This window comes from Nitrosomonas sp. Nm166, from assembly GCF_900112825.1.
Lineage (GTDB): Bacteria > Pseudomonadota > Gammaproteobacteria > Burkholderiales > Nitrosomonadaceae > Nitrosomonas.
Map to the genome: position 1 here is coordinate 1 of NZ_FONE01000047.1, position 24,481 is coordinate 24,481.

Sequence of the window (24,481 nt, forward strand, 5' to 3'; positions counted from 1 at the left end):
GAAGAGGACGAAGAAGACGAGAGCGAAGGCGCTAGTCCAGCCGTAGAAAGTGAAGCTCAGGGTGAAGATGACGATGAGGAGGAAGATGAAGAGTAATCATCGATGCTTGGAGAATGCTTTTGAAGCGATAAAAAAAGCAACTTAAGACAACATTAGACAGAGTAAAATAAAATTCTGGGGATTTGCTATCTCCAGAATTTTTATGAAAGAGCGTTATAAAGAGAAAGAGTACCTCTTGATAGAATTTGCATGTAAAACGCAAAACGCATTTAAAACGTAAAACGTTAGCTAGCTTTGATAGTATGAGTACTAGTATCTCTGAATTTTTCAAGTAATCAAAGCCTAAGCTGATTTCAATCGTTCTAAATCTGAGATTGGCTCTTATCCTTAATTAGCCGGCTCTTGTACTATAGTACTCTAATTTATAGAAGGGCTATCATAGTGGCAGAAGAGTCACACAGTAAAGCAGCTCATGCTGGGAAACTTGGGTATAGTTTTCGCCGTAATTTGCATGAAAGATTAATAGAAGTATTTTTATTTCTATCAGCAGTATTTTCAGTTGCAATTATGCTAGCAATTATTGTGATGTTAGTGAAAGAATCAATTATCTTTTTTCAACACGTGTCAATTTGGGAATTTCTAACCGATACACAATGGACGCCTTTATTTGATGATGCTCACTATGGGATTTTGCCGCTTGTTTCAGGTACACTGGTAAGCTCATTCATTGCTTTGCTAGTTGCACTTCCTCTGGGAACTATCATTGCTATTTATCTTTCTGAATTTGCACCATTTACTATACGCGAAATAGCAAAGCCATTTCTTGAATTGCTAGGAGGCATACCAACAGTTGTATACGGTTACTTTGCTTTGCTATTTATAACCCCTATACTACAAATTATTTTTCCTGAGTTACCAGGGTTTAGTCTGTTATCTGCCGGATTAGTTATGGGAATTATGATCATACCATACGTAAGTTCAATGACTGAAGATGCTATGCGAGCAGTTCCTATGAATTTGCGTGAAGGATCATATGCAATGGGAGCGACCCGTTTTCAGACAGCTATTCGTGTAGTTATGCCAGCAGCGTTTTCTGGAATAGCTGCGGCTTATATACTTGGCATATCCCGTGCTGTAGGAGAAACGATGGTGGTTGCTATTGCGGCAGGAATGCAGCCAAATTTAACATGGAATCCAATGGAACCTGCAGCCACAATTACAGCATATATCGTACAGGTGAGCTTGGGCGATTTACCTCATGGAAGTATTGGTTACCAAACAATATTTGCTGCAGGTTTAACCTTATTGATACTAACACTAGTATTTAATGTCATCGGGCATATAATGCGCAAGCGCTATCGCGAGATTTATTAAATGATCAATAAAAGTTATTGAATAGTAAAAATATCTCATTGTCTAGACTTTGAAAGTTTCTCCAGTGCTATCAAGCAATGATTTATGATGAAAAGCATAAATAATCTAGAAGAAATCAGAAAAATTATCGGCAAGCACAAAAGATGGGATTTGGCCTTTATGATTGCCGGTATTTTTGCATTAATGATTGCTGTATTAACTTTTATGGCATTATTTGCGCACATGCTGTTTGATGGTATGCCACGCCTATCTTGGGATTTCTTTACTTCTTTTCCGTCTCGCCGACCAGAATCTGCAGGAATTTTATCAGCCTGGGTAGGAACTACTTTAGTGATGTTTGTGACTGCGGTATCTGCGGTGCCATTAGGTATTGGATCAGGTATTTATCTCGAGGAATATGCTCCAAAGAATTTAATAACAGAGATTATTGAAATTAATGTAACTAATTTAGCAGGTGTGCCTTCTATTATTTATGGTTTACTTGCATTGGGTTTATTTGTATATCAATTAGGTTTTGGCCAAAGTATTTTGGCAGCGGGATTAGCTTTGGCATTGTTGATTTTGCCGGTAGTGATTGTTGCCACGCGGGAAGCGATACGATCCATTCCTGTTACTATACGTGAGGGTGCTTATGCGTTGGGTGCCACTAAATGGCAAACAGTGTCAGATCATTTATTACCTTATTCATCCGCTGGTATATTAACCGGTATCATTATTGGTCTAGCACGAGCAATCGGTGAAACTGCACCGATTATCACTATCGGTGCATTGACTTTTATAGCTTTTCTACCCCCTTCTCCAATGAAGAGTGAATTTCCTTATATATCATTTGAATGGTTAATGGCACCCTTCACAGTAATGCCGATTCAGATGTTTAATTGGGTTTCACGACCTGAAGAGGCTTTTCAGTTAAATGCTGCTGCAGCTGGGTTGGTACTGGTTGTGATGACACTTGCCATGAACGGATTAGCAATTTATTTACGCTATCGCATGCGAAAAAATATTAAGTGGTAAAAATAATGCAGATTAATCAAGAAAAGGTTGCGAAGCCAATTCAGTACAAGTCTGAGGTTAAAAATCTCAGTTTTTATTACGGTGAATTTAGTGCGCTAAAGAATATTGACATGGCTTTGCATGATAAAAAAATTACAGCATTGATAGGACCATCGGGATGCGGTAAGTCCACATTTCTACGATGTTTTAATCGTATGCATGACCTTTACCCAGGTAACCGCTATGAAGGTGAAATAATTCTCCATCCAGATAATGTAAATATTTTGGCTTCGAACGTCGACCCGATCGAAGTGAGAATGCGAATAAGCATGGTGTTTCAGAAACCGAATCCTTTTCCAAAATCGATTTATGAGAATGTGGCTTATGGGTTGCGAGTTAGGGGCATTAAGCAGCGGGCTGTTTTAGACGAGCGGGTTGAATTAGCTTTGCGTAATTCTGCATTGTGGGATGAAGTTAAGGATCGACAGCATGATCTGGCCTTTAATCTATCAGGTGGCCAGCAACAGAGGCTTTGTATTGCACGCGCATTGGCGACTGATCCAGAAATATTATTATTTGATGAGCCAACCTCCGCACTTGATCCAATTGCAACAGCCAGTATTGAAGAATTAATAACAGATTTAAAGAATAAGGTTACCATTTTAATAGTAACGCATAATATGCAGCAGGCTGCTAGAGTTTCCGATTATACAGCTTATATGTATCTAGGTGAGTTAATAGAATTTAATGTAACAGATACTATCTTTATAAAACCTAAAAATAAGCAAACAGAAGATTACATTACAGGTCGTTTTGGCTAGTTAGAAGAAGATGGCAAATCATAATTTCTGTGTTTGAAATATGAGATAATTCAATGTGAATTAAATGTGAAATCAAATGTAAATTAAATGTAAAACAGATCTCCGATTGACTAGATAAAAAATCAAGGGTAGCATCGCCTCTTTTGGAACAGAGGGTAAGAGTAGAAATGCGTAGAAAGTTAGTTGCAGGTAACTGGAAAATGCATGGTAATTTAGTCGAAAATGAACAGTTACTCAATGCGATTGTTACAAGTCTCGATGAATTACGTAATGCCCAATTTGCAGTTTGTGTGCCTTTCCCTTATTTACCGTCAGTACAGAGTGCATTAAAGCCTACAAATATAATCTGGGGCGCCCAGAATGTGAGTCAATATGAAAAAGGAGCTTATACAGGAGAAGTATCGGCTTCCATGCTTAATGACTTTGGTTGTACGTTTGTAATTGTGGGGCATTCGGAGCGAAGGTCGCTATTTGGAGAGGATAATCATACTGTTGCACAGAAATATATAGCAGCTCAACGTGCAGGCTTAATGCCAATTTTGTGCGTAGGAGAGACGCTTGAACAGCGTGAAGCAGGTACAACTGAGCAAATCATTAAGGAACAGTTAGCGGCAGTTATCAACGTAGCGGGAGTTGAATCTGTCGGTAAAGCAGTAATCGCTTATGAGCCAGTTTGGGCGATTGGCACAGGCAAAACAGCATCGCCACAGCAGGCTCAAGATGTGCATGCTTTTATAAGAAGTGGTATTGAAGCACAAAATATAAATATAGCTCGGGAGTTAACAATTCTGTATGGTGGAAGTGTTAAGGCCAATAATGCATCTGAGCTGTTTGCAATGCCAGATATTGATGGTGGTTTAATTGGTGGTGCATCGCTAATTGCGGATGATTTTATTGCAATTTGTCGTGCATTAAGTAATTAACTTTTGGAGTGTTACATTGGAAATCTTAGTTTGGACAGTGCATGTTCTGCTAGCGATTGTATTAATAGCATTAGTATTATTACAGCACGGGAAGGGTGCGGATATGGGAGCTGCGTTTGGTAGCGGTTCAGCTGGTAGCTTATTTGGAGCAAGCGGTTCGGCCAATTTTCTGAGCCGAGCGACAAGTCTGATTGCAGCCATGTTTTTCGCTACTAGCATGAGCTTAACCTATTTTTCAGCAAATCAAACTAAAGATGTAAGTGTAATGAGTATCATGGATCAAGCTGAAGAAACTGATCAAGCATCCGCAGATTTGGAGAAAAAGTCTGCTGTCGAAAGTGATGTAGATGTTCCTGCCCAGAGTAACTCAAAAGTTAATCAGATACCCGAATAATATTGGGAAAAATGATCTGGCAGCTTTTGAAACTGAAGCGCATGGTTTAGCTGCCGACGTGGTGGAATTGGTAGACACGCCGTCTTGAGGGGGCGGTGGCGCAAGCTGTGCGAGTTCGAGTCTCGCCGTCGGCACCAGTGTAATTATATTAATAAGTTTTTAGATTAAAATATTTCTGTGTTGATTTATATAAAATAAAATGCTCGAGAATTATTTTCCAATTTTGTTATTTCTCATAGTTGGATTTTTAGTGGGAGCGGCATCTATGTTAAGTGGTTGGCTGCTTGCACCTAACCGTCCGGATAGTGAGAAATTATCGCCTTATGAATGCGGTTTTGAAGCTTTTGAAGACGCGCGTATGAAGTTCGACGTGCGTTATTATTTGGTTGCAATTTTATTTATCTTGTTTGATTTGGAAATTGCATTTCTCTTCCCGTGGGCGATTGTGCTAGACGAAATTGGATTATTTGGATTTATTGCTATGATGGCATTCCTGGGCATCCTCGTAGTAGGTTTTATTTACGAATGGATGAAAGGAGCATTGGAATGGGATTAGTGTTATGAGTATCGAAGGAACCCTTGAGAAAGGTTTTATCACTACCAGTCTGGATTCAGTTATTAATTGGGGTCGGACGGGATCGATGTGGCCCATGACTTTTGGATTAGCTTGCTGTGCTGTTGAAATGATGGAAACAGGAGCATCGCGTTATGATCTGGATCGTTTTGGTATCGTATTTCGACCAAGTCCTCGGCAATCCGATGTAATGATTGTGGCAGGAACACTTTGTAATAAGATGGCCCCTGCCTTACGTAAGGTTTATGATCAGATGGCTGAGCCACGGTGGGTAATATCAATGGGTTCATGTGCGAATGGTGGAGGATATTATCATTATGCATATTCTGTAGTACGTGGATGTGATCGCATTGTGCCAGTTGATATTTATGTGCCGGGGTGTCCGCCTACGGCAGAAGCCCTGTTGTATGGCATTATTCAGTTGCAAAACAAAATTAAACGTACTAATACTATTGCACGCTAATTATAAAAATTAAGTATGTCCAGAAGTATTCAACAAGAAAATCTTGCAGGAACGCTACAAAGTATATTGGCAGATAAACTGGTCAGTTTACAGACTCAGCGTGGTGAATTAACAATTGTTGTGCGTGCAGAAGATATTGTCAATGTGAGTCAAATGTTGCGCGATAGCTCCGGACTTAGCTTTGATACGCTAATTGATTTATGCGGGATTGATTATTCAACTTATGGTGAAAGTTTGTCAGCAAAGCATGGCTTGCGCGATAAACGTTTTGCAGTAATTTATCATTTGCTTTCGGTGAAGCTGAATCACAGATTGCGCATTCGAGTGTTGGCTGAGAATGATGAGTTTCCAGTCATTGATTCGGTAACTGAAATATGGCCTGTTGCAAATTGGTTTGAGAGAGAAGCCTTTGACCTGTATGGTATTGTCTTCACCGGTCATCCAGATTTGCGTCGAATATTGACTGATTATGGTTTTGTAGGCAATCCATTTCGTAAAGATTTCCCGTTGTCAGGCTATGTTGAAATGCGGTATGACGAGGAGCAGAAGCGTGTCATTTATCAACCTGTGAGTATCGAGCCGCGAGAAATAACGCCACATGTGATACGAGAAGAGCATTATGGAAATTTTGAATCTTAATTTCCACGATGGTTCACTGTATTAATTGTTTTTTAGATAAGAATTCTTTGAAGTAACTTATGGCCGAAATACGTAATTACACCATGAATTTTGGACCGCAACACCCAGCAGCGCATGGTGTACTGCGATTGGTGTTGGAATTAGATGGAGAAGTTGTGCGACGTGCGGATCCACACATAGGATTATTGCACCGTGCAACTGAGAAATTGGCGGAGAATAAAACATATATTCAATCGGTTCCGTATATGGATCGATTGGATTATGTTTCGATGATGGTTAACGAGCACGCCTATGTAATGGCTATTGAAAAGCTGTTGGGAATTGAAGTGCCATTACGAGCGCAATATATACGTGTAATGTTTGATGAAATTACTCGTATACTAAATCATTTGCTGTGGATCGGTGCGCATGCGCTTGATGTAGGCGCCATGACAATGTTTCTGTATGCATTTCGGGAGAGGGAAGACTTGATGGATTGCTATGAAGCCGTGTCAGGGGCTCGAATGCATGCTGCTTACTACAGGCCTGGCGGGGTATATCGTGATTTACCGGATACTATGCCTAAGTATCAACCTTCAAAAATCCATAATGAAAAACAAACCCGCTTACGCAACGCTAACAGAGAAGGCTCCTTATTAGATTTCATTGAAGATTTTACAAATCGCTTTCCACAATATGTCGATGAATACGAAACATTGCTAACTGACAATAGAATTTGGAAACAACGGTTGGTTGATATTGGTGTTGTTTCTCCAGAGCGCGCTAAAGCGCTGGGCTTTACTGGCCCAATGTTGCGGGGCTCAGGAGTGGAATGGGATTTAAGGAAGAAACAACCTTACGAAGTTTATGATCGACTTGACTTTGATATACCAGTCGGTGTGAATGGCGATTGCTATGATCGGTATCTGGTACGTATGGAAGAGTTTCGTCAATCCAATCGCATCATTAAGCAATGTGTTGATTGGCTGCGTAATAACCCAGGGCCAGTCATTACCGATAATCATAAGGTTGCTCCACCTTCCCGAGTGAGTATGAAACAGAATATGGAAGAAATGATTCATCATTTCAAGTTATTCTCAGAAGGTTTTCACGTACCACCAGGTGAAACTTATGCGGCGGTGGAGCACCCCAAAGGCGAATTTGGTATCTACTTGGTATCGAATGGGGCTAACAAGCCTTATCGCTTGAAAATACGTGCGCCCGGATTCGCACATCTGGCAGCAATGGATGAGATGTCGCGAGGGCATATGATTGCTGACGTGGTTACGATCATTGGCACACAAGATATTGTATTTGGTGAAATAGATAGATAACGATGTTAAGCACTGAATCCCTTAAAAAAATAGATCGAGAGATCGCTAAATATCCAACGGGTAAGAAGCAGTCGGCTGTTATGTCAGCACTTGCAATAGCGCAAGAAGAAAAAGGTTGGTTGGCTAATGAGACAATCAATTTTGTTGCTGAGTATTTAGATATGCCTTCCATTGCTGTCTATGAAGTGGCAACATTTTATAATATGTATAACCTGGAGCCGGTGGGTGAACATAAGATTACAATATGTACTAATTTACCTTGTGCTTTATCGGGCAGCAAGGAAACTGCTGCTTACTTAAAAAAGAAATTAGGCATTGAATTTAACCAGACAACACCAGATGGAAAATTTACTCTTAAGGAAGGTGAGTGTTTTGGTGCATGTGGTGATGCACCTGTATTACTGGTTAATAACAAGCGCATGTGTAGTTTTATGTCTAATGAAATGATCGATAAATTGTTAGAGGAACTGAGCAAATGAATCAGTATCCGCAAACACTCATGAATGGAGTTGACTCATCTAATCCTGAAAATTGGCGGCTTAGAAGCTATGAAAAACGTGAAGGATATGCAGCGCTTAGAAAAATATTGGCAAAAAAAATTAAGCCTGAAGAAATTATTGAAGAGGTTAAAAAATCAGCACTTCGAGGGCGAGGAGGCGCTGGTTTTCCAACAGGTCTGAAATGGAGCTTTATGCCAAAGGGTTACGAAGGGCATAAATATATTGTTTGTAACTCAGATGAGGGTGAGCCCGGAACATTTAAAGATCGTGATATTATGCGATTCAATCCCCATCTTTTGATTGAGGGAATGATCATTGCGGCATACGCCATGGATGTTAAAACAGGCTACAATTATGTCCATGGTGAGATATGGGAAACCTACGAGCGGATGGAAGAAGCTGTTGAAGAAGCGCGGGCTGCTGGCTATCTGGGAGATAATATCCTTGGTTCATCGTTTAGCTTTCATCTATACAACCACCATGGGTATGGTGCTTATATTTGCGGGGAAGAAACTGCCTTGCTGGAATCCATAGAAGGCAAGAAAGGTCAGCCGCGCTTTAAACCACCTTTTCCGGCAAATTATGGTCTTTATGGAAAACCAACTACCATCAATAATACTGAAACTTTTGCTTCAGTTCCCTGGATTATTCGTAATGGAGGGGAAAATTATCTTCAGTTAGGCAAACCCAATAATGGCGGCACAAAGATATTTTCAGTATCAGGCCATGTTAACAAGCCGGGTAACTATGAAATACCGCTCGGAACCCCATTTGCCGAGTTACTAGAACTGGCTGGCGGCATACGAGGTGGCAGAAAATTAAAAGGTTGCATTCCCGGTGGATCATCCATGCCTGTATTACCGGGTGATATTATGATGCAAGTAGATATGGATTATGATTCCATTGCCAAAGCAGGGTCTATGCTGGGATCGGGTGCTGTCATTATTATGGATGAAACCACATGCATGGTAAGAGCACTGGAACGTTTATCTTATTTTTATTATGAAGAGTCCTGTGGGCAATGTACACCTTGTCGTGAGGGAACGGGATGGCTTTATCGTATCGTCAATCGCATTGAGCATGGTAAAGGACGGTCAGAGGATCTTGATCTATTAGATAATATAGCTGACAACATACAGGGACGAACAATTTGTGCTTTAGGCGATGCAGCTGCTATGCCTGTTCGTGCAATGATTCAACATTTCCGGGACGAGTTTGCTTACCATATCGAGCACAAGAAATGTATGGTTTAACTCCTTCAAGAAGTAAAACACGTCAATTTAATAATTCGCGATTAACCCAAGAATTTTAGCCGATGATCAATATAGAAATCGACGGTAAACAGATATCTGTACCTAAAGGAAGCACTATCATGGATGGTGCCAAACAGATCGGTGTTTATATACCTCATTTTTGCTATCACAAAAAATTATCCATTGCAGCCAATTGCCGCATGTGTTTAGTACAAGTGGAAAAAGCACCTAAGCCATTACCTGCTTGTGCTACACCTGTTATGGAGGGAATGAAAGTTTTTACACATTCTCAGCAGGCAATTACGGCACAGAAAGGTGTAATGGAATTTCTACTGATTAATCATCCGCTTGATTGTCCTATTTGTGATCAAGGTGGTGAGTGTCAGCTGCAAGATCTGGCTGTTGGGTATGGTGCGAGTGGATCCCGTTACACTGAAGCAAAACGCGTTGTGGTTAATAAGAATTTGGGCCCATTGATATCCACCGATATGACGCGTTGCATTCACTGTACGCGTTGCGTGCGTTTTGGTCAGGAGATTGCAGGAATCATGGAACTTGGCATGGCTGGGCGTGGCGAACATTCCGAAATACTGTCATTTGTTGGCAAAACAGTGGATTCGGAGATATCGGGTAATGTGATAGATCTCTGTCCCGTTGGTGCATTGGTCAGTAAGCCATTTCGTTATTCCGCACGTACTTGGGAATTATCACGTAGAAAATCGATAAGTCCGCATTGTGGCTTGGGTTCGAATCTGGTTGTACAAGTCAAACAAAATCGTGTAATGCGTGTTTTGCCGAGGGAAAATGAAGCGATCAATGAGTGTTGGCTATCTGATAAAGATCGCTTCTCTTATGAAGGATTAAACTCAGGCGACAGACTGACACGGCCAATGATTAAGCGCGACGGTCAATGGTATGAATGTGATTGGCAAGAAGCATTAGAGTTTACAGCACATGCATTGCAAACCATCAAGCATAAATATGGTGCTAAAAGTATCGGGGCGTTGGGTTCTGCGCATAGTACATCTGAGGAATTGTATTTATTGCAAAAATTATTGCGGGCTATGGGAAGTGACAATATTGATCATCGTCTGCGTCAATCAGATTTTCGTGCAGATAAACAACTGCAGGGAACACCATGGCTGGGCACCAGTATTGCTGATATAGCGCAATTGAAATCGGCTTTAATTATTGGTAGCACCCTACGTAAAGATCATCCGCTTATTGCACAGCGTATGCGTCAAGCTGTGAAAAATGGCATGCAATTGAACATTGTAAACCCTATCGATGATGATTTACTGGTCAATGTTGTGAATAAAGTTATTACGGCACCCGATGCGATAGTTAAAACGCTGGCGGAAATACTAAAAGCAGCGATTGAAATTAAAGGAGTAAAGCAAGCCCCTGAATTACAAAAATTAATTAACTCAATCAATATTTCAAGCACAGCCAGCGCATTTGCTATTGCTTCTAGCCTCATTGAAAATGCACCGGCCGCGATTTATCTTGGCAATTTATCTCAGCATCATCCAGATTACTCAAGAATCAATTTATTAGCTGGTTTGATTGCGCAAGTTACAGGTGCAAGCTTTGGCGTATTAGGCGAAGCAGCAAATAGTGTAGGTGCTTACCTCGCAGGCGCAGTGCCTGAAATCAGAACATTGCCTACTTCTGTGAAATTGGATCACGCAGAAATAGTCGGATTAAATGCTGCACAAATGCTAGGATTCAGCGCTGATGAAGCTGAAGAGAAATGCCGAGCATTTATATTGATGAATGTGGAGCCAGAGTTTGATACCTATAATTCTAAGCAAGCACTAAAAACAATAAAATCAAGTGAGTTTGTTGTATCGATGAGTGCTTATAAAGGAAGCGCCGGAGATTATGCTGATGTACTACTGCCTATCGCACCATTTACTGAAACATCAGGTACTTATGTCAATACAGAAGGGCGTGTGCAGAGCTTCAATGGTGTCGTGTCTCCACTAGGAGAAACTCGGCCTGCATGGAAAGTGCTGCGAGTATTGTCCAATTTACTGCAACTTGAAAAGTTTGATTATGAAACCCCAGAACAAATCCGTGCAGAAATATTTCCTGACGGGCTAGAGATTAATCAATATTTAAATAATACTTTGAAAGATTTTGATCTTGAGATCAATATAGTTGAAAAGCAGGGTGTGCAGCGTATTGGAGAAGTGCCAATTTATCAGGCTGATCCGATTGTTCGGCGTGCGGAATCTCTACAAGCTACCCATGATGCCTTACCGCCCAAGGCATGGATGTCAGCCGTAATGCTGGAAAATTTGGGTATTGATGCAGGAGCTCAAGTAAGAGTTGGACAGGGGGATGAATTTGTGCAATTAGAAGCCGCCTGTGATGAAAGATTACCTGCCAATTGCGCGCGCGTTGCCTGTGCCCACCCAAAAACCATAGCGCTAGGTGGCCTATTTGAGGAAATATGGGTAAAAAAACTGTAATGATAAGGGCCGGGGTGTATTAATGGAATATATTCAACAACAATTTATACAGATTTTTGGAACAGAGTGGGGTTCTTCGCTGTTTTCATTAACGACAAATATGATGTTTATTCTTGCCATTGTCGTTCCATTGTTATTGTGTGTTGCTTATCTGACCTTTGCTGAACGTAAAATTATTGCTTATATGCAAATTCGGGTTGGCCCCAATCGAGTAACTTTCTTTGGCATTCCATGGTTACGGGGATGGGGACAACCGATTGCTGATGCGGTTAAGGCAATCATGAAAGAAATCGTTATCCCGACCGGTGCAAATAAGTTCTTGTTTATTTTGGCACCAGTGCTTACAATTATGCCGGCGCTTGCAGCGTGGGCAGTGATTCCCTTTTCTCCTGAACTTGTTCTTGCGGACATTAATGCTGGTTTATTATATATTTTGGCGATGACGTCGATGGGTATATACGGCATAGTTATTGCTGGATGGGCATCGAACTCCAAATATGCATTTTTAGGCGCTATGCGCTCTGCAGCTCAAGTAGTTTCCTATGAGCTAGCAATGGGGTTTGCTTTGGTGTGTGTACTAATGATGTCGCAAAGTTTGAATCTTGGTGATATCGTGAATGGCCAACAGGGTGGCAGCTTATTGAATTGGTATCTGATTCCGCTCTTTCCTATGTTCTTAGTTTACTTAATTTCTGGTGTTGCGGAAACGAACCGTGCACCGTTTGATGTGGCAGAAGGCGAATCCGAAATTGTTGCGGGCTTTCATGTTGATTATTCAGGCATGGCTTTTACTGTATTTTTCCTAGCTGAATACTCTAATATGATATTAGTTGCAGCTTTGACATCCATCATGTTTCTGGGTGGATGGCTGCCACCAATAGATATGGCACCATTTACCTGGATACCTGGTTTTGTCTGGCTATTACTAAAGATTGCATTTATCTTATTCTTTTTTCTTTGGTTCCGCGCAACTTTCCCGCGATATCGCTATGATCAGATCATGAGGCTGGGTTGGAAAATATTTATCCCGATTACGCTCGTATGGATTGTTCTATTAGGTGTGATAATGCAATTACCTGAGTCAATAAGGGATTCATTTCCATTAAATGTCTGGTTTTAAAAAAGAGAAAATATGATGGAACGTATCAAAAAATTTTTTAGTACCTTTTTCTTATTTGAATTATTAAAAGGTATGGCAGTTACCGGGCGTTATCTATTCAAACCAAAGATAACTGTGCATTTCCCGGAAGAAAAAACTCCTCAATCGCCGCGTTTTCGCGGCTTACACGCATTGCGCCGCTATCCAAATGGAGAGGAGCGCTGTATCGCTTGCAAATTATGTGAAGCAGTTTGCCCTGCGTTGGCTATTACTATAGATTCAGAAGAGCGTGAAGATGGTACACGACGGACCACACGTTATGATATTGATTTATATAAATGTATATTCTGCGGATTCTGCGAAGAATCCTGTCCCGTTGATTCAATTGTAGAGACACGCATTCTGGAATATCACGGCGAGAAAAGAGGTGATCTGATCTATACCAAAGAAATGTTATTGGCCATTGGAGATCGGTATGAAGAGCAAATAGCCAAAGATCGAGAAGCCGATGCACGTTATCGTTGAATCTTACTGGTAAACACACATAAACACACATGAATTTTCAGGACATCATATTTTATACTTTTGCCGCTATCTTAGTAGTATCGGCACTCGGGGTAATTACGGTTCGTAATCCAGTTTATTCAGCGTTATTATTAGTAGTGGCATTTATCACTTGTGCAGGCTTATGGTTGTTGTTGGAAGCAGAATTTCTTGCAATTACTTTAGTGCTCGTATATGTCGGCGCTGTGATGGTGTTGTTTTTATTTGTCGTGATGATGCTAGATATTAATCTAGATCGTTTGCGTGAAGGATTTTGGAAGTGGTTTCCTTTTGGTGCACTTATTGCATTAATTATGGTGGGCGAAATGTCGATGGTTTTGATGGGCAGGTATTTTGGACTTGAAGAAATGCCGACCCCGAGTCCACAAGATGCTGATTACAGCAATACCAGAGAATTAGGTCGTTTGATTTATACCGACTATGTTTATGCTTTTGAGCTAGCAGCAGTGCTTCTATTAGTTGCAATGGTAGCTGCAATAGCACTAACTCTACGTCATCGTGAGGATAAGAAATCACCTAATCCATCCAAACAAATTCAAGTAAAGAAAGAGGATCGATTACGTATAGTGGCTATACCTTCAGAGAAGAAGGAATAAGAGGTCATTCAAAAATTGTTTTGGCGATTTAAATATAATAAGAGGTAGTTAACTTGGTATCGTTATCCCATTATCTGGTACTTGGTGCGATTTTATTTGCTATAGGTATCGTCGGTATTTTTCTCAACAGAAAAAATGTCATCATTATATTGATGTCCATTGAATTAATGTTGCTGGCTGTAAATATGAATTTTGTGGTGTTCTCACATTATTTACAGGACATATCTGGGCAGATTTTTGTATTTTTTATTTTAACAGTTGCAGCGGCAGAATCAGCCATAGGTTTGGCAATACTTGTTGTGTTATTCCGAAATCAGCAAACAATTAATGTTGATGACTTGGATAAACTCAAAGGTTAATACAAAAAACAAGAAACTTTAAGTACAACTGACATAAGAATTATTAACTGAGATGCAGAAACTTTATTTGTTGGTGCCAGTAGCGCCTCTGATAGGAGCACTTGTAGCTGGTTTATTGGGACGTTTTATTGGACCTGTTTGGAGCCATCGTACCACAATTACACTTGTTTTTGTTTCCTTGCTTGCATCCATCATTATTTTTCTGGATGTACTGAAAGGCAACAGTTATAACGGTAGTGTCTACACTTGGCTGGTAACAGGCGATACCCGATTCGAGATCGGATTTTTAATTGATCAGTTGTCAGCAACTATGATGGTTGTTGTCAGCTTAGTTTCACTGATGGTACATATTTATACCATTGGTTATATGCATGGCGATCCAGGCTATCAGCGTTTTTTCAGCTATATTTCGCTATTCACCTTTTCGATGATGATGCTGGTGATGTCGAATAATTTCTTGCAGTTATTTTTCGGCTGGGAAGCGGTAGGGCTTGTATCCTACTTGTTAATTGGATTCTGGTATACCCGTCCAACTGCCATCTATGCCAATATGAAAGCTTTTCTAGTCAACCGAGTCGGCGATTTTGGTTTCCTTCTCGGTATTGCGGTGGTATTGATGTATTTTGGCACGCTCGATTACACCGCAGTATTTGCAAAAGCGCCTGGCCTAGTTGACGAGAAGATTGAATTAATACCAGGCATATCGTGGCTAGTAATTACACTCATTTGTATTTTGTTATTCGTTGGAGCAATGGGTAAATCAGCGCAATTTCCATTGCATGTATGGCTACCTGATTCAATGGAAGGACCTACACCCATTTCAGCATTGATTCATGCTGCTACTATGGTAACGGCAGGTATTTTTATGGTGGCCCGTATGTCGCCATTATTTGAATTATCAGATACAGCGCTATCTTTCATACTGGTAATTGGTGGAATTACTACCTTATTTATGGCGCTCGTCGCCGTAGTACAAAATGATATCAAGCGGGTAGTAGCTTATTCTACTTTATCCCAATTAGGCTATATGACTGTCGCGTTAGGTGCATCGGCTTATTCCGCAGCAATTTTTCATTTGATGACACATGCTTTCTTTAAGGCAGTTTTATTTTTAGGTGCAGGCTCTGTCATCATTGCCATGCATCATGAACAAGATATGCAGAAAATGGGAGGGCTTAAAAGTTATATGCCCATTACTTATTGGACAATGTTTATTGCTGCACTAGCTAGTGCTGGCGTACCTGGTTTTTCCGGTTTCTTTTCTAAAGATGCCATTATCGAGGCTGTTCATTTTGCAGATATTCCAGGCGTCAGTTTTGCTTATTTCTGCGTATTAGCTACTGTCTTTGTTACAGCTTTGTATACCTTCCGGTTGATATTTATGACTTTTCATGGACAAGAGCGGATGGATACGCATACCAGAGAACATCTTCATGAATCACCATGGGTAGTGACTTTGCCGCTGGTAATTCTTGCGATACCAACAATTGCTGCGGGATGGTTTATCGGTCCTATCGTTTTTGGGGATTATTTTAATAATGCGATTCATGTATTACCACATCATAATGCCATAGAAAAGTTGGGCGCAGAGTTTACAGGCATTCAAGGAATGATGGTGCATGCATTATCTACGATACCTTTCTGGTTATCAGTAGCAGGTATCTTTACTGCTTGGTATCTGTACAGTGCAAGAACCGATATACCTGCAAAAATTAAAGCACAGTGCGGTACTTTATATAACTTACTGGATCGTAAGTATTATATCGATGAATTTTATTCATGGTTATTTGCTGGTGGCACACGTGCTTTAGGTATCGCCCTGTGGAAACATGGCGATATAAAAGTGATTGATGGATTCTTTGTGAATGGTACAGCCCGTGTCGTAGCATTGGCGGCTACATTAGTACGGCGTTATCAAACAGGCTATATTTATCACTACGCGTTTACAATGATTGTTGGCATATTTGTTATCTTGACACTATGGCTTTATTAGATCTGAACAAGAGACTAAAAAACTGACATTGGATATAGATTGCTGAAGAATAATTAAGATAATAAACACTAATAAATAAAACGGAATAAACATGTCGTTTGAGTTCCCACTATTGAGTTTAATTATTTGGCTGCCAATTGTGTTTGGCATTGCCGTGTTTGCAACCGGAAATGATCGCAATGCACAGCTAGCTCGCTGGATTTCACTCGCAGGATCGGTTTTGGGGTTACTAGTAGCGATCCCTCTTTATACGAGCTTTGACTCTGCAACGAGTGCGATGCAATTTGTTGAGAATCATGTCTGGTTTGAACGCTTTAACGTCAATTATCATATTGGTGTGGATGGCATATCAATGCCATTGATATTGTTGAATTGTTTTATTACGCCATTAGTCGTTATAGCAGGCTGGGAAGTTATCAAAGAACGTGTATCCCAATATATGGGTGCTTTTTTAGTTATGTCGGGCATTATTAATGGTGTCTTTGCTGCGCTTGATGCAGTTTTGTTCTATGCATTCTGGGAAGCATCATTGATACCGATGTTTCTGATCATTGGTATGTGGGGCGGCCCCAATCGAGTTTATGCAGCGATCAAGTTTTTTCTTTATACATTGCTTGGTTCCTTGTTGATGTTGATTGCTTTTATTTATTTATATCAATCATCTGGAGGCAGTTTCTCGATACAAGATTATCATCGATTGACGATTCCGCTGACACCGCAGATTTTGATTTTTATCGCATTCTTGCTGGCTTTTGCAGTCAAGGTACCGATGTGGCCAGTCCATACGTGGCTGCCTGATGCGCACGTAGAGGCGCCTACAGGAGGGTCAGTGGTTCTGGCAGCTATTCTACTTAAATTAGGGGGGTATGGATTTCTGCGTTTCTCCCTGCCTATTGCGCCAGATGCTAGTCATTATCTAGCCAATACAATGGTTGTACTTTCGTTGATAGCAGTGGTTTATATTGGATTAATTGCACTCATGCAAGCCGATATGAAAAAATTGATTGCTTATTCCTCAGTAGCACATATGGGGTTCGTTACACTAGGCTTTTTTCTGCTCAATGCTTATGGTATCGAGGGAGCGATGGTTCAGATGATTTCACATGGATTTATTTCTGGTGCCATGTTCCTGTGTGTAGGTGTGCTATATGACAGATTACATTCGCGCCAGATTGCTGATTATGGGGGAGTCGTCAATAAAATGCCTGCGTTTGCTGCTTTCTTCATGTTATTTGCGATGGCAAATGCTGGATTGCCAGGTACGAGTGGCTTTGTAGGTGAATTCATGGTGATTATGGGTAGTATAAAAGTTAATTTCTGGTATGCATTTTTAGCCGCGACCACACTCATTTTTGGTGCAGCCTATACGTTGTGGATGTATAAGCGGGTTATATTTGGTGCTGTAGCAAACCCGGCAGTTGGAGGATTAGAGGATATATCAAAGCGTGAATTTGCATTATTGGCAATTTTAGCGATTTCAGTTTTATGGATAGGTGTTTATCCATATCCATTAACTGAAGTCATGCATACAACGGTAGATCATCTGCTGATACATGTTAGCAATAGTAAGCTGTAATGAAGGGATTCTGAATAGAATATTTCCTTGATAATGAGGATGGAGAATTAATGAATTTCATACCACCAGATTTTGCGCCGGCTTCTTCTGAAATATTTATGCTCATCATGGTATGCATAGTAATGCTGGCTGATCTTACCGCAGGCGAAAATAAACGTTATCTTGCGTATCTGCTCACACAAATTACATTGTTGGGTTGTGCATTTCTTACTTTTTTATCGTTCTCGACGGCAACTCATCAAACATTCTCCGGTATGTTCGTCGATGATACGATGGCGGACATATTAAAAATGATGGTATATGGTACGGTATCTGCAGTACTGATTTATTCCCATGCTTATATCAGTGATCGTGGTATGCTGAGAGGTGAATTTTTTAGCCTGATACTGTTTGCAACATTGGGAATGATGGTGATGATTTCTGCCAGTCATTTTCTGACACTTTACATTGGCCTGGAGTTACTTTCACTTTCCTTGTATGCATTGATTGCGCTGCGTCGAGATTCAGTCATAGCGACCGAAGCAGCTATGAAATTTTTTGTACTGGGTGCGCTGGCATCCGGATTCTTGCTTTATGGTATGTCGATGGTGTATGGGGCAACCGGAACATTGCATATTTCTCAACTTGCTCAGATTATTCAAAGCGAAGCGAGCAGTAAAGAAGTTTTAGTGGTAGGGTTGGTATTTATTGTAGCTGGAATCAGTTTCAAATTAAGCGCAGCACCTTTTCATATGTGGGCACCTGATGTTTATCAAGGCGCACCTACTGCAGTCACTTTATTTCTTGGTTCTGCGCCAAAACTGGCAGCCTTTGGTTTTGTTATGCGCTTGCTGGTTGAAGGTATGGGAGAGATGGTTGCGGATTGGCAAGGAATGCTAGTGATTCTGGCTGTTATGTCGATGGCGATAGGTAATATCGCAGCCATTGCACAGACAAATATCAAGCGCATGTTAGCTTATTCCACCATTTCCCATATGGGATTCTTATTGCTTGGTTTTATAAGCGCAGACTCAAATGGTTATAGTTCTGCTTTATTCTATGTCATTGCTTATATCCTGATGACGCTGGGTACATTTGCAATGATCATGTTACTGTGCCGTAGCGGGTTTGAAGCTGAGAATATTGTCGACTTCAAAGGATTAAGTAAAAGAAATTCCTGGTATGCATTTATTACTTTGCTATTAATGTTTTCGCTAGCAGGCATTCCACCAATGATCGGATTTTATGCTAAGTTGGCCGTATTGCAGGCAGTTGTCAACGCAGGTTATGTCTGGTTAGCGGTTGCAGCTGTGTTGTTATCGCTTATTGGCGCCTTCTATTATTTGCGCATTATTAAATTAATGTACTTTGACGAACCCGATACCAACGAGCCTATATTGCCTAATAGTGATGTAAAAATCTTGTTGAGTGCGAATGGTTTTGCAGTACTGGCGCTTGGTATATTTCCCCAAGCGCTGATGGGATTGAGTCTTTACGCTATTCAAAATTCAATGTAATCAATAATCATTGACAGGGATATTTTTGGATATCTTTGTCATGATTATATTAACAAAGATGTTCGGTCAATTTTCACAACATAAAATCATCTTTTCTAGCGGTATGCCTGAGATTTCCTAGTATTTGATTCCCCGGAACAGTTTTTTTGTTGGTAGCGCTATAGGTACTGGATATTTTTATTTGAGATAAATAACTCATTACAAATTAACTTGAATTCTTCTGCATTATTCCTATATAAAAAGCAAAATTTTTAAGGAGGCAAATGTGCAAGCTGAAACCACTAAAGAGCATTTAAGTTTTCAAGCTGAAGCTAAACAACTGCTAAAGCTGATGATTCATTCCTTATACAGCAACAAGGAAATTTTTTTACGTGAACTGATTTCGAATGCTTCTGATGCTGCGGATAAGCTTCGCTTTGAAGGTCTAACCGATGCTGCATTGTATGAATCAGATTCCGATCTTAAAATTCGTGTGAGTTATGATAATGATGAAAGAACCATTACCATTTCTGATAACGGAATTGGTATGTCCAGGCAAGAGGTCATTGATCATATCGGTACCATTGCCAAATCTGGTACACGGGAGTTCTTTAATTCGCTAACTGGAGATCAGGCTAAAGATGCTCATTTGATAGGCCAGTTTGGTGTTGGATTTTATTCAGCTTTTATTGTTGCTGACAAAGTGACTTTAAACACCAGACGTGCCGGATTAACCGCCGAACATGGTGTTCGCTGGGAATCAAGTGGTGAAGGTGATTACACATTAGAAACTATAGAGAAATCAACCCGCGGTACTGAAATAATCCTGCACATGCGTAAGGATGAGGATGAGTTTCTTAGTAGTATGAGAATTCGTAATATTATCCGCAAATATTCCGATCACATCACTTTACCCATCGTGATGAAAAAAGAGGAATGGTCGGAGGAAGAAAAGAAAAATAAGATTACTGATGAAGATGAAACAATTAATCAGGCAAGCGCTTTGTGGGCGCGTCCGAAAAACGAAATTACCGTTGAGCAATATCATGAATTTTATAAACATGTAGCGCATGATTTTGAGCCACCACTTGCTTATCTGCACGCGCGGGTAGAAGGCAAACAAGAATACACACAGTTACTCTATATCCCTGCGCGAGCACCTTTTGACTTGTTTGATCGTGAACATCGCCATGGTATCAAGTTATATGTGCAACGGGTGTTTATCATGGATGATGCTGAGAAACTGTTGCCTAGCTATTTGCGCTTTGTACGCGGAGTGATCGATTCAAATAGCCTGCCTTTGAATGTATCGCGTGAAATATTACAGGAGTCTAAAGATATTGACACGATCAGAGCAGGTGTAGTTAAAAAAGTTCTTGGGTTGATAGAAGATTTATCCAAGAGCGCAGATGACGAGAGCAAAGAGAAATTCAGAATCTTCTATCGAGAGTTCGGCCAGGTCCTTAAGGAAGGCGTGGGTGAAGATTATGCGAATCGTGAACGTATCGCCAAGCTATTGCGTTTTGTGACGACCCAAAGCGATGTAGATGAGCCGGCTGTTTCATTAGAAACGTATGTGCAGCGCATGAAAGAAGGGCAGGAAAAGATCTACTATGTAACAGCTGATAGTCGCAAGGCCGCAAAGAATAGCCCTCATCTCGAAGTCTTCCGCAAAAAAGGAATAGAAGTCTTGCTGTTATCAGATCGGATTGACGAATGGCTAGTGACCAATTTAACTGAATTTGAAGGAAAACCCCTGCAGTCAGTTGCTAAAGGCGGATTAGATCTCGGCAGCTTGGAAGACGAATCTGAAAAAGAAGAGCGTGAAAAAGAAACCACTGCTTACCAGGAACTGACAGAGAAAATGAAAGCAACGCTCGACGAGCAAGTAAAAGATGTGCGTATTACTTTTCGTTTAACAGAATCTCCGGCTTGCTTAGTTGCAGATACTTATGACATGGGGGGCAATCTGGAGAGATTATTGAAATCAGCCGGACAGAAGGTAAAGCATGCTAAGCCAATTCTTGAGATCAATCCCCATCATCCGATGGTGCAGCGATTAAAAACAGAGACAGCCAATTTTGAAGACTGGAGTCATATTTTATTTGATCAAGCTTTACTGGCAGAAGGGGGTCAGCTTGAGGATCCGGTAGCATTTGTAAAAAGACTTAATGAATTATTATTATTGAGATCTTGAGCCTAAACCTTATGATTTGGGAAATTTTTGGCATAATTTCATCATTCCTGAAGAGGCATCGTGATTTGAAACTTCTACTTATTTTGAATGTCTACAATGTGGCTGAGCCGGAAGCATTCCATAATTTCCCAAATAAAGATTCAGTAAGTAGTGGAAAGATCGAAAAATAATTACATGACTCAATCAGTTAAAGTTTATCAGGCTAAAATAGCTACTCCATTTGCTGTTTTAGGAATTGTTACTGAAGAAGACTGGCTTACAGATATTGAATACTTGCCTTTAAATACCCAGTCTCTGGCGCCACAAAGCGATCTGGCCAAAGAAGTCTGTAGGCAATTACAAACATACTTAGATGAACCAGATTTTAGGTTTGATTTAAGTTTGTATATCGGTGGAACAACGCATCAGCGTCGGGTGTGGCAAGTCATTCAAAATATTCCAAGTGGGAAAACGAGTAGTTATGCTGATATCGCAGCACAGCTGCATTCTGCACCAAGGGCAGTAGGTCGTGCATGTGGTGCCAATAGAATTCCGATCGTCATACCATGTCACCGCGTTATCTCTAAGAATGGTGGATTAGGAGGTTTTATGAATGCAAGCGAGGGAAGTCCTCTAGAGATTAAGCGTTGGTTATTGCGCCATGAGAGTACTTGAGTTAGACGCGAATTTACTGGACGAATTTTCTGATGCTTTATGGTTGGAAGATGGTTTATCACGTAACACGCTCGATAGCTACCGCAATGATTTACGGCTTTTTAGTGAATGGTTGAGAAAAAAGAGTCAAAAGGATAAGGTATTAACTGACGCAACGCACTCTGACTTGCTCGAATTTCTGGCATCCAGAGTTTCCGCCAAAATCAAAGCCAGCACCACCAGTCGTGAATTGTCCAGTTTAAAACGTTTCTACCGTTTCTTATTGCGTCAAGGCAAAATCACGACAGATCCCAGTCTAAACATTGAAACACCCAAACTGATGCGCAGCTTGCCAGAAAGCCTGACAGAAAAAGAGGTCGAGTTGCTGTTGAGTGCGCCTGATCTTAAACACCCGCTCGGCTTGCGTGACCGCGCCATGCTAGAAGTATTATATGCCAGTGGATTGAGAGTATCTGAATTGATCAACCTAAGGTACTCACAAGTAAGCATGGATATGGGTGTGTTGCGTGTGATGGGCAAGGGTAGAAAAGAACGCCTTGCCCCATTGGGAGAAGAATCTCTTGCATGGTTGAGCCGCTATACTAAAGAAACCAGACCCACTCTGCTGAATGGCATTGTCACGGATACCATTTTTGTAACCATGCGCGGTGCAGCAATGACACGTCAAGCATTCTGGTATCTCATCAAGCGCTATGCGCAAATGGTCGGAATCGGCATTGATAAGCAGTTATCCCCGCACACCTTGCGTCATGCATTTGCTACTCATTTGCTGAATCATGGGGCTGATTTGCGGGTGGTACAACTTTTATTGGGGCATGCCGATATCTCAACCACGCAGATTTACACGCATATTGCCAGGGAGCGCCTAAAACAATTGCACGCAAAGCATCATCCGCGAGGACGGTCTAACTAATTTCTGACCAATAGGGCATACAGCGCTAAACCTCCTAAACTAACAAAAGCGATCAATGACCAATCAGGAATAGTTAACGATAAAAATTTCCAGTCTACGTTAGCACAATCCCCATTTGCTTCAAACATTCCTGGCCACCACTTAGCAATCGGTAAAGCATTTAGAAATGCTTCTTCAGAGCTGATACCACATTCAAATGATTCGGGAAAACGTATCAACCAGGCATGTCTCGCAGCAATCACAGCACCTGCCAGTGCGAAGGCACTCATCCAAAAACCATACAAGCGGCGTCCGATGATGCCAGGATTGTGTAAAAACGCCGCTAGTGCAGAGAATCCTAACAGCCAGTAAGCGACTCGTTGTGCTACACATAGTGGGCAAGGGAGTAGTCCATGGCTATGCTGAAGATATTGTGCATAGCCCAACAGGCCAATACAACTAAGCAAAATAAGTAAGAATATTACCCTCATAGGGAGATTTCCATTTAACAGACTCAATTCTAAATGCTATTGAGATGAAGGTGAAATTTAAAATGTGAGAATGCCAACAACTCATTTTTCTCTATGTTTTTGTAACTTGCTGCTTCAGCTCTTCTTAAGCTAGCAATCCACATCTGCACTGATAAGTCAATCTGGCTTTTATAAACCTTATACAATTTGTTATGATGAGCAAAAATGTAATAAAGTATAGTTACCAGTTAAGGCTCTGTAAAAAAGTAAGAATGTTTTAAGCTATTGAATGTTTGTAAGAGCAATGGAATTCCTTTTCATCTATCTAATTAAGGAGATTCACCATGCAAGCAAAAATATTTCTCACAATTATGGTTATCCTCAGCTTCGTAGCTTCAAGTTTATCAATAGCTGCTGGATCAGCAAGTATAAGCGATGTTGAAGCGAAAGCTAAAACCAAGTTCGATCATATAGGATTAGCTGAGTATTACGAAAAGGAGGCTAAGGCATTGAACGAAAAAGTAGAAGAACAAAGAAAGCTGCTGGAGGAGTATAAAAATCACAGCGAATATTATGGTCGGGAAGGGCAGGATTTCCAATCACATCATGAAGCATTGCTGCGAAAATATACGAAAGCAGTAGAACGCAACATGGAAATGGCTGCTTCTCATCGAAAAATAGCAGAGAAAATGAAGTAAATATATTTCTTCATAAAAGTGAGCGTATAAGGATCAGGTCTTGTAAGTAGTCACCCCTGAACAATTCTATTTTCAGGCGTAGGCGAGTGTAAGACGATGGTTGGCTCCGTCATCATTCATTAATGGCCAATGCAATTGCACGAGAATGAGGGCGAGAAGAAGCCTCAGCTTCCTCAGAATCATC

24 protein-coding genes and 1 tRNA gene are annotated in these 24,481 nt (G+C 40.8%); 24 read left to right on the forward strand and 1 reads right to left on the reverse strand.

Annotation, left to right across the window (positions count from 1 at the left end; translation table 11 throughout):
- Positions 1-441: 441 nt before the first annotated feature.
- The 23 genes from pstC to xerD all read left to right on the forward strand — a co-directional run bounded on the left by pstC (position 442) and on the right by xerD (position 23,150).
- Complete coding sequence (pstC, locus tag BM021_RS12460) at positions 442-1,374, forward strand: phosphate ABC transporter permease subunit PstC (protein ID WP_090721357.1); 933 nt, start codon at positions 442-444, stop codon at positions 1,372-1,374.
- An 87-nt stretch (positions 1,375-1,461) separates the two neighbouring features.
- Positions 1,462-2,388: a phosphate ABC transporter permease PstA gene (pstA, locus tag BM021_RS12465; protein WP_090721379.1), complete on the forward strand. Its 927-nt coding sequence runs from the start codon at positions 1,462-1,464 to the stop codon at positions 2,386-2,388.
- Between the two features lie 5 nt (positions 2,389-2,393).
- The gene (gene pstB, locus BM021_RS12470) at positions 2,394-3,188 is read left to right on the forward strand and encodes a phosphate ABC transporter ATP-binding protein PstB (RefSeq protein WP_090721358.1); all 795 of its coding nucleotides are present in this window, start codon (positions 2,394-2,396) and stop codon (positions 3,186-3,188) included.
- Positions 3,189-3,355: 167 nt separating this feature from the next.
- Positions 3,356-4,111: a triose-phosphate isomerase gene (gene tpiA / locus BM021_RS12475; RefSeq protein ID WP_090721359.1), complete on the forward strand. Its 756-nt coding sequence runs from the start codon at positions 3,356-3,358 to the stop codon at positions 4,109-4,111.
- A gap of 16 nt (positions 4,112-4,127) precedes the next feature.
- Positions 4,128-4,505: a preprotein translocase subunit SecG gene (gene secG, locus BM021_RS12480; protein ID WP_090721360.1), complete on the forward strand. Its 378-nt coding sequence runs from the start codon at positions 4,128-4,130 to the stop codon at positions 4,503-4,505.
- Between the two features lie 52 nt (positions 4,506-4,557).
- Positions 4,558-4,642 (forward strand) — tRNA-Leu (locus tag BM021_RS12485).
- Positions 4,643-4,704: 62 nt separating this feature from the next.
- Complete coding sequence (locus tag BM021_RS12490) at positions 4,705-5,061, forward strand: NADH-quinone oxidoreductase subunit A (protein WP_090721361.1); 357 nt, start codon at positions 4,705-4,707, stop codon at positions 5,059-5,061.
- A gap of 4 nt (positions 5,062-5,065) precedes the next feature.
- The gene (locus tag BM021_RS12495) at positions 5,066-5,542 is read left to right on the forward strand and encodes a NuoB/complex I 20 kDa subunit family protein (protein WP_090721362.1); all 477 of its coding nucleotides are present in this window, start codon (positions 5,066-5,068) and stop codon (positions 5,540-5,542) included.
- Between the two features lie 15 nt (positions 5,543-5,557).
- Positions 5,558-6,181, forward strand: a complete 624-nt coding sequence (locus tag BM021_RS12500) for an NADH-quinone oxidoreductase subunit C (protein ID WP_090721363.1) — start codon at positions 5,558-5,560, stop codon at positions 6,179-6,181.
- A 59-nt stretch (positions 6,182-6,240) separates the two neighbouring features.
- A complete protein-coding gene (locus BM021_RS12505) occupies positions 6,241-7,494 on the forward strand; it encodes an NADH-quinone oxidoreductase subunit D (protein WP_090721364.1) in 1,254 nt (417 codons plus the stop codon).
- Between the two features lie 2 nt (positions 7,495-7,496).
- Positions 7,497-7,973 carry an NADH-quinone oxidoreductase subunit NuoE gene (nuoE, locus tag BM021_RS12510; RefSeq protein ID WP_090721365.1) on the forward strand — a complete coding sequence of 159 codons (477 nt, stop codon included), beginning with the start codon at positions 7,497-7,499 and terminating at the stop codon, positions 7,971-7,973.
- Positions 7,970-9,247: an NADH-quinone oxidoreductase subunit NuoF gene (gene nuoF / locus BM021_RS12515; protein ID WP_090721366.1), complete on the forward strand. Its 1,278-nt coding sequence runs from the start codon at positions 7,970-7,972 to the stop codon at positions 9,245-9,247. Before nuoE ends, nuoF begins: the two co-directional genes overlap by 4 nt.
- Positions 9,248-9,309: 62 nt before the next feature.
- Positions 9,310-11,724, forward strand: coding sequence for an NADH-quinone oxidoreductase subunit NuoG (gene nuoG, locus BM021_RS12520; RefSeq protein WP_090721367.1), 2,415 nt, complete (start codon positions 9,310-9,312; stop codon positions 11,722-11,724).
- 22 nt (positions 11,725-11,746) lie between these two features.
- Entirely contained in the window at positions 11,747-12,844 is a 1,098-nt protein-coding gene (gene nuoH, locus BM021_RS12525; RefSeq protein WP_090721368.1) for an NADH-quinone oxidoreductase subunit NuoH, read from the forward strand.
- 15 nt (positions 12,845-12,859) lie between these two features.
- Complete coding sequence (gene nuoI / locus BM021_RS12530) at positions 12,860-13,348, forward strand: NADH-quinone oxidoreductase subunit NuoI (RefSeq protein WP_090721380.1); 489 nt, start codon at positions 12,860-12,862, stop codon at positions 13,346-13,348.
- A 29-nt stretch (positions 13,349-13,377) separates the two neighbouring features.
- Positions 13,378-13,983, forward strand: coding sequence for an NADH-quinone oxidoreductase subunit J (locus BM021_RS12535; protein WP_090721369.1), 606 nt, complete (start codon positions 13,378-13,380; stop codon positions 13,981-13,983).
- A gap of 53 nt (positions 13,984-14,036) precedes the next feature.
- The gene (nuoK, locus tag BM021_RS12540) at positions 14,037-14,342 is read left to right on the forward strand and encodes an NADH-quinone oxidoreductase subunit NuoK (protein WP_090721370.1); all 306 of its coding nucleotides are present in this window, start codon (positions 14,037-14,039) and stop codon (positions 14,340-14,342) included.
- Positions 14,343-14,394: 52 nt separating this feature from the next.
- Positions 14,395-16,335: an NADH-quinone oxidoreductase subunit L gene (gene nuoL / locus BM021_RS12545; RefSeq protein ID WP_090721371.1), complete on the forward strand. Its 1,941-nt coding sequence runs from the start codon at positions 14,395-14,397 to the stop codon at positions 16,333-16,335.
- A gap of 91 nt (positions 16,336-16,426) precedes the next feature.
- Entirely contained in the window at positions 16,427-17,911 is a 1,485-nt protein-coding gene (locus BM021_RS12550) for an NADH-quinone oxidoreductase subunit M (RefSeq protein ID WP_090721372.1), read from the forward strand.
- Between the two features lie 50 nt (positions 17,912-17,961).
- Complete coding sequence (gene nuoN, locus BM021_RS12555) at positions 17,962-19,407, forward strand: NADH-quinone oxidoreductase subunit NuoN (RefSeq protein ID WP_090721373.1); 1,446 nt, start codon at positions 17,962-17,964, stop codon at positions 19,405-19,407.
- Between the two features lie 265 nt (positions 19,408-19,672).
- Positions 19,673-21,583, forward strand: a complete 1,911-nt coding sequence (htpG, locus tag BM021_RS12560) for a molecular chaperone HtpG (protein WP_090721374.1) — start codon at positions 19,673-19,675, stop codon at positions 21,581-21,583.
- A 174-nt stretch (positions 21,584-21,757) separates the two neighbouring features.
- On the forward strand, positions 21,758-22,237 hold the full coding sequence (locus BM021_RS12565; protein ID WP_090721375.1) for a methylated-DNA--[protein]-cysteine S-methyltransferase: 480 nt from the start codon (positions 21,758-21,760) through the stop codon (positions 22,235-22,237).
- Positions 22,224-23,150, forward strand: coding sequence for a site-specific tyrosine recombinase XerD (xerD, locus tag BM021_RS12570; RefSeq protein WP_090721376.1), 927 nt, complete (start codon positions 22,224-22,226; stop codon positions 23,148-23,150). Before BM021_RS12565 ends, xerD begins: the two co-directional genes overlap by 14 nt.
- Here xerD and BM021_RS12575 read toward each other — a convergent pair.
- A complete protein-coding gene (locus BM021_RS12575; protein WP_090721377.1) occupies positions 23,147-23,620 on the reverse strand; it encodes a disulfide bond formation protein B in 474 nt (157 codons plus the stop codon). The two genes, xerD and BM021_RS12575, sit on opposite strands and share 4 nt — an antisense overlap.
- A 323-nt stretch (positions 23,621-23,943) precedes the next feature.
- Here BM021_RS12575 and BM021_RS12580 point away from each other — a divergent pair, with 323 nt between their 5' ends.
- Entirely contained in the window at positions 23,944-24,297 is a 354-nt protein-coding gene (locus BM021_RS12580) for a hypothetical protein (protein ID WP_090721378.1), read from the forward strand.
- The last annotated feature ends 184 nt before the right edge of the window (positions 24,298-24,481 follow it).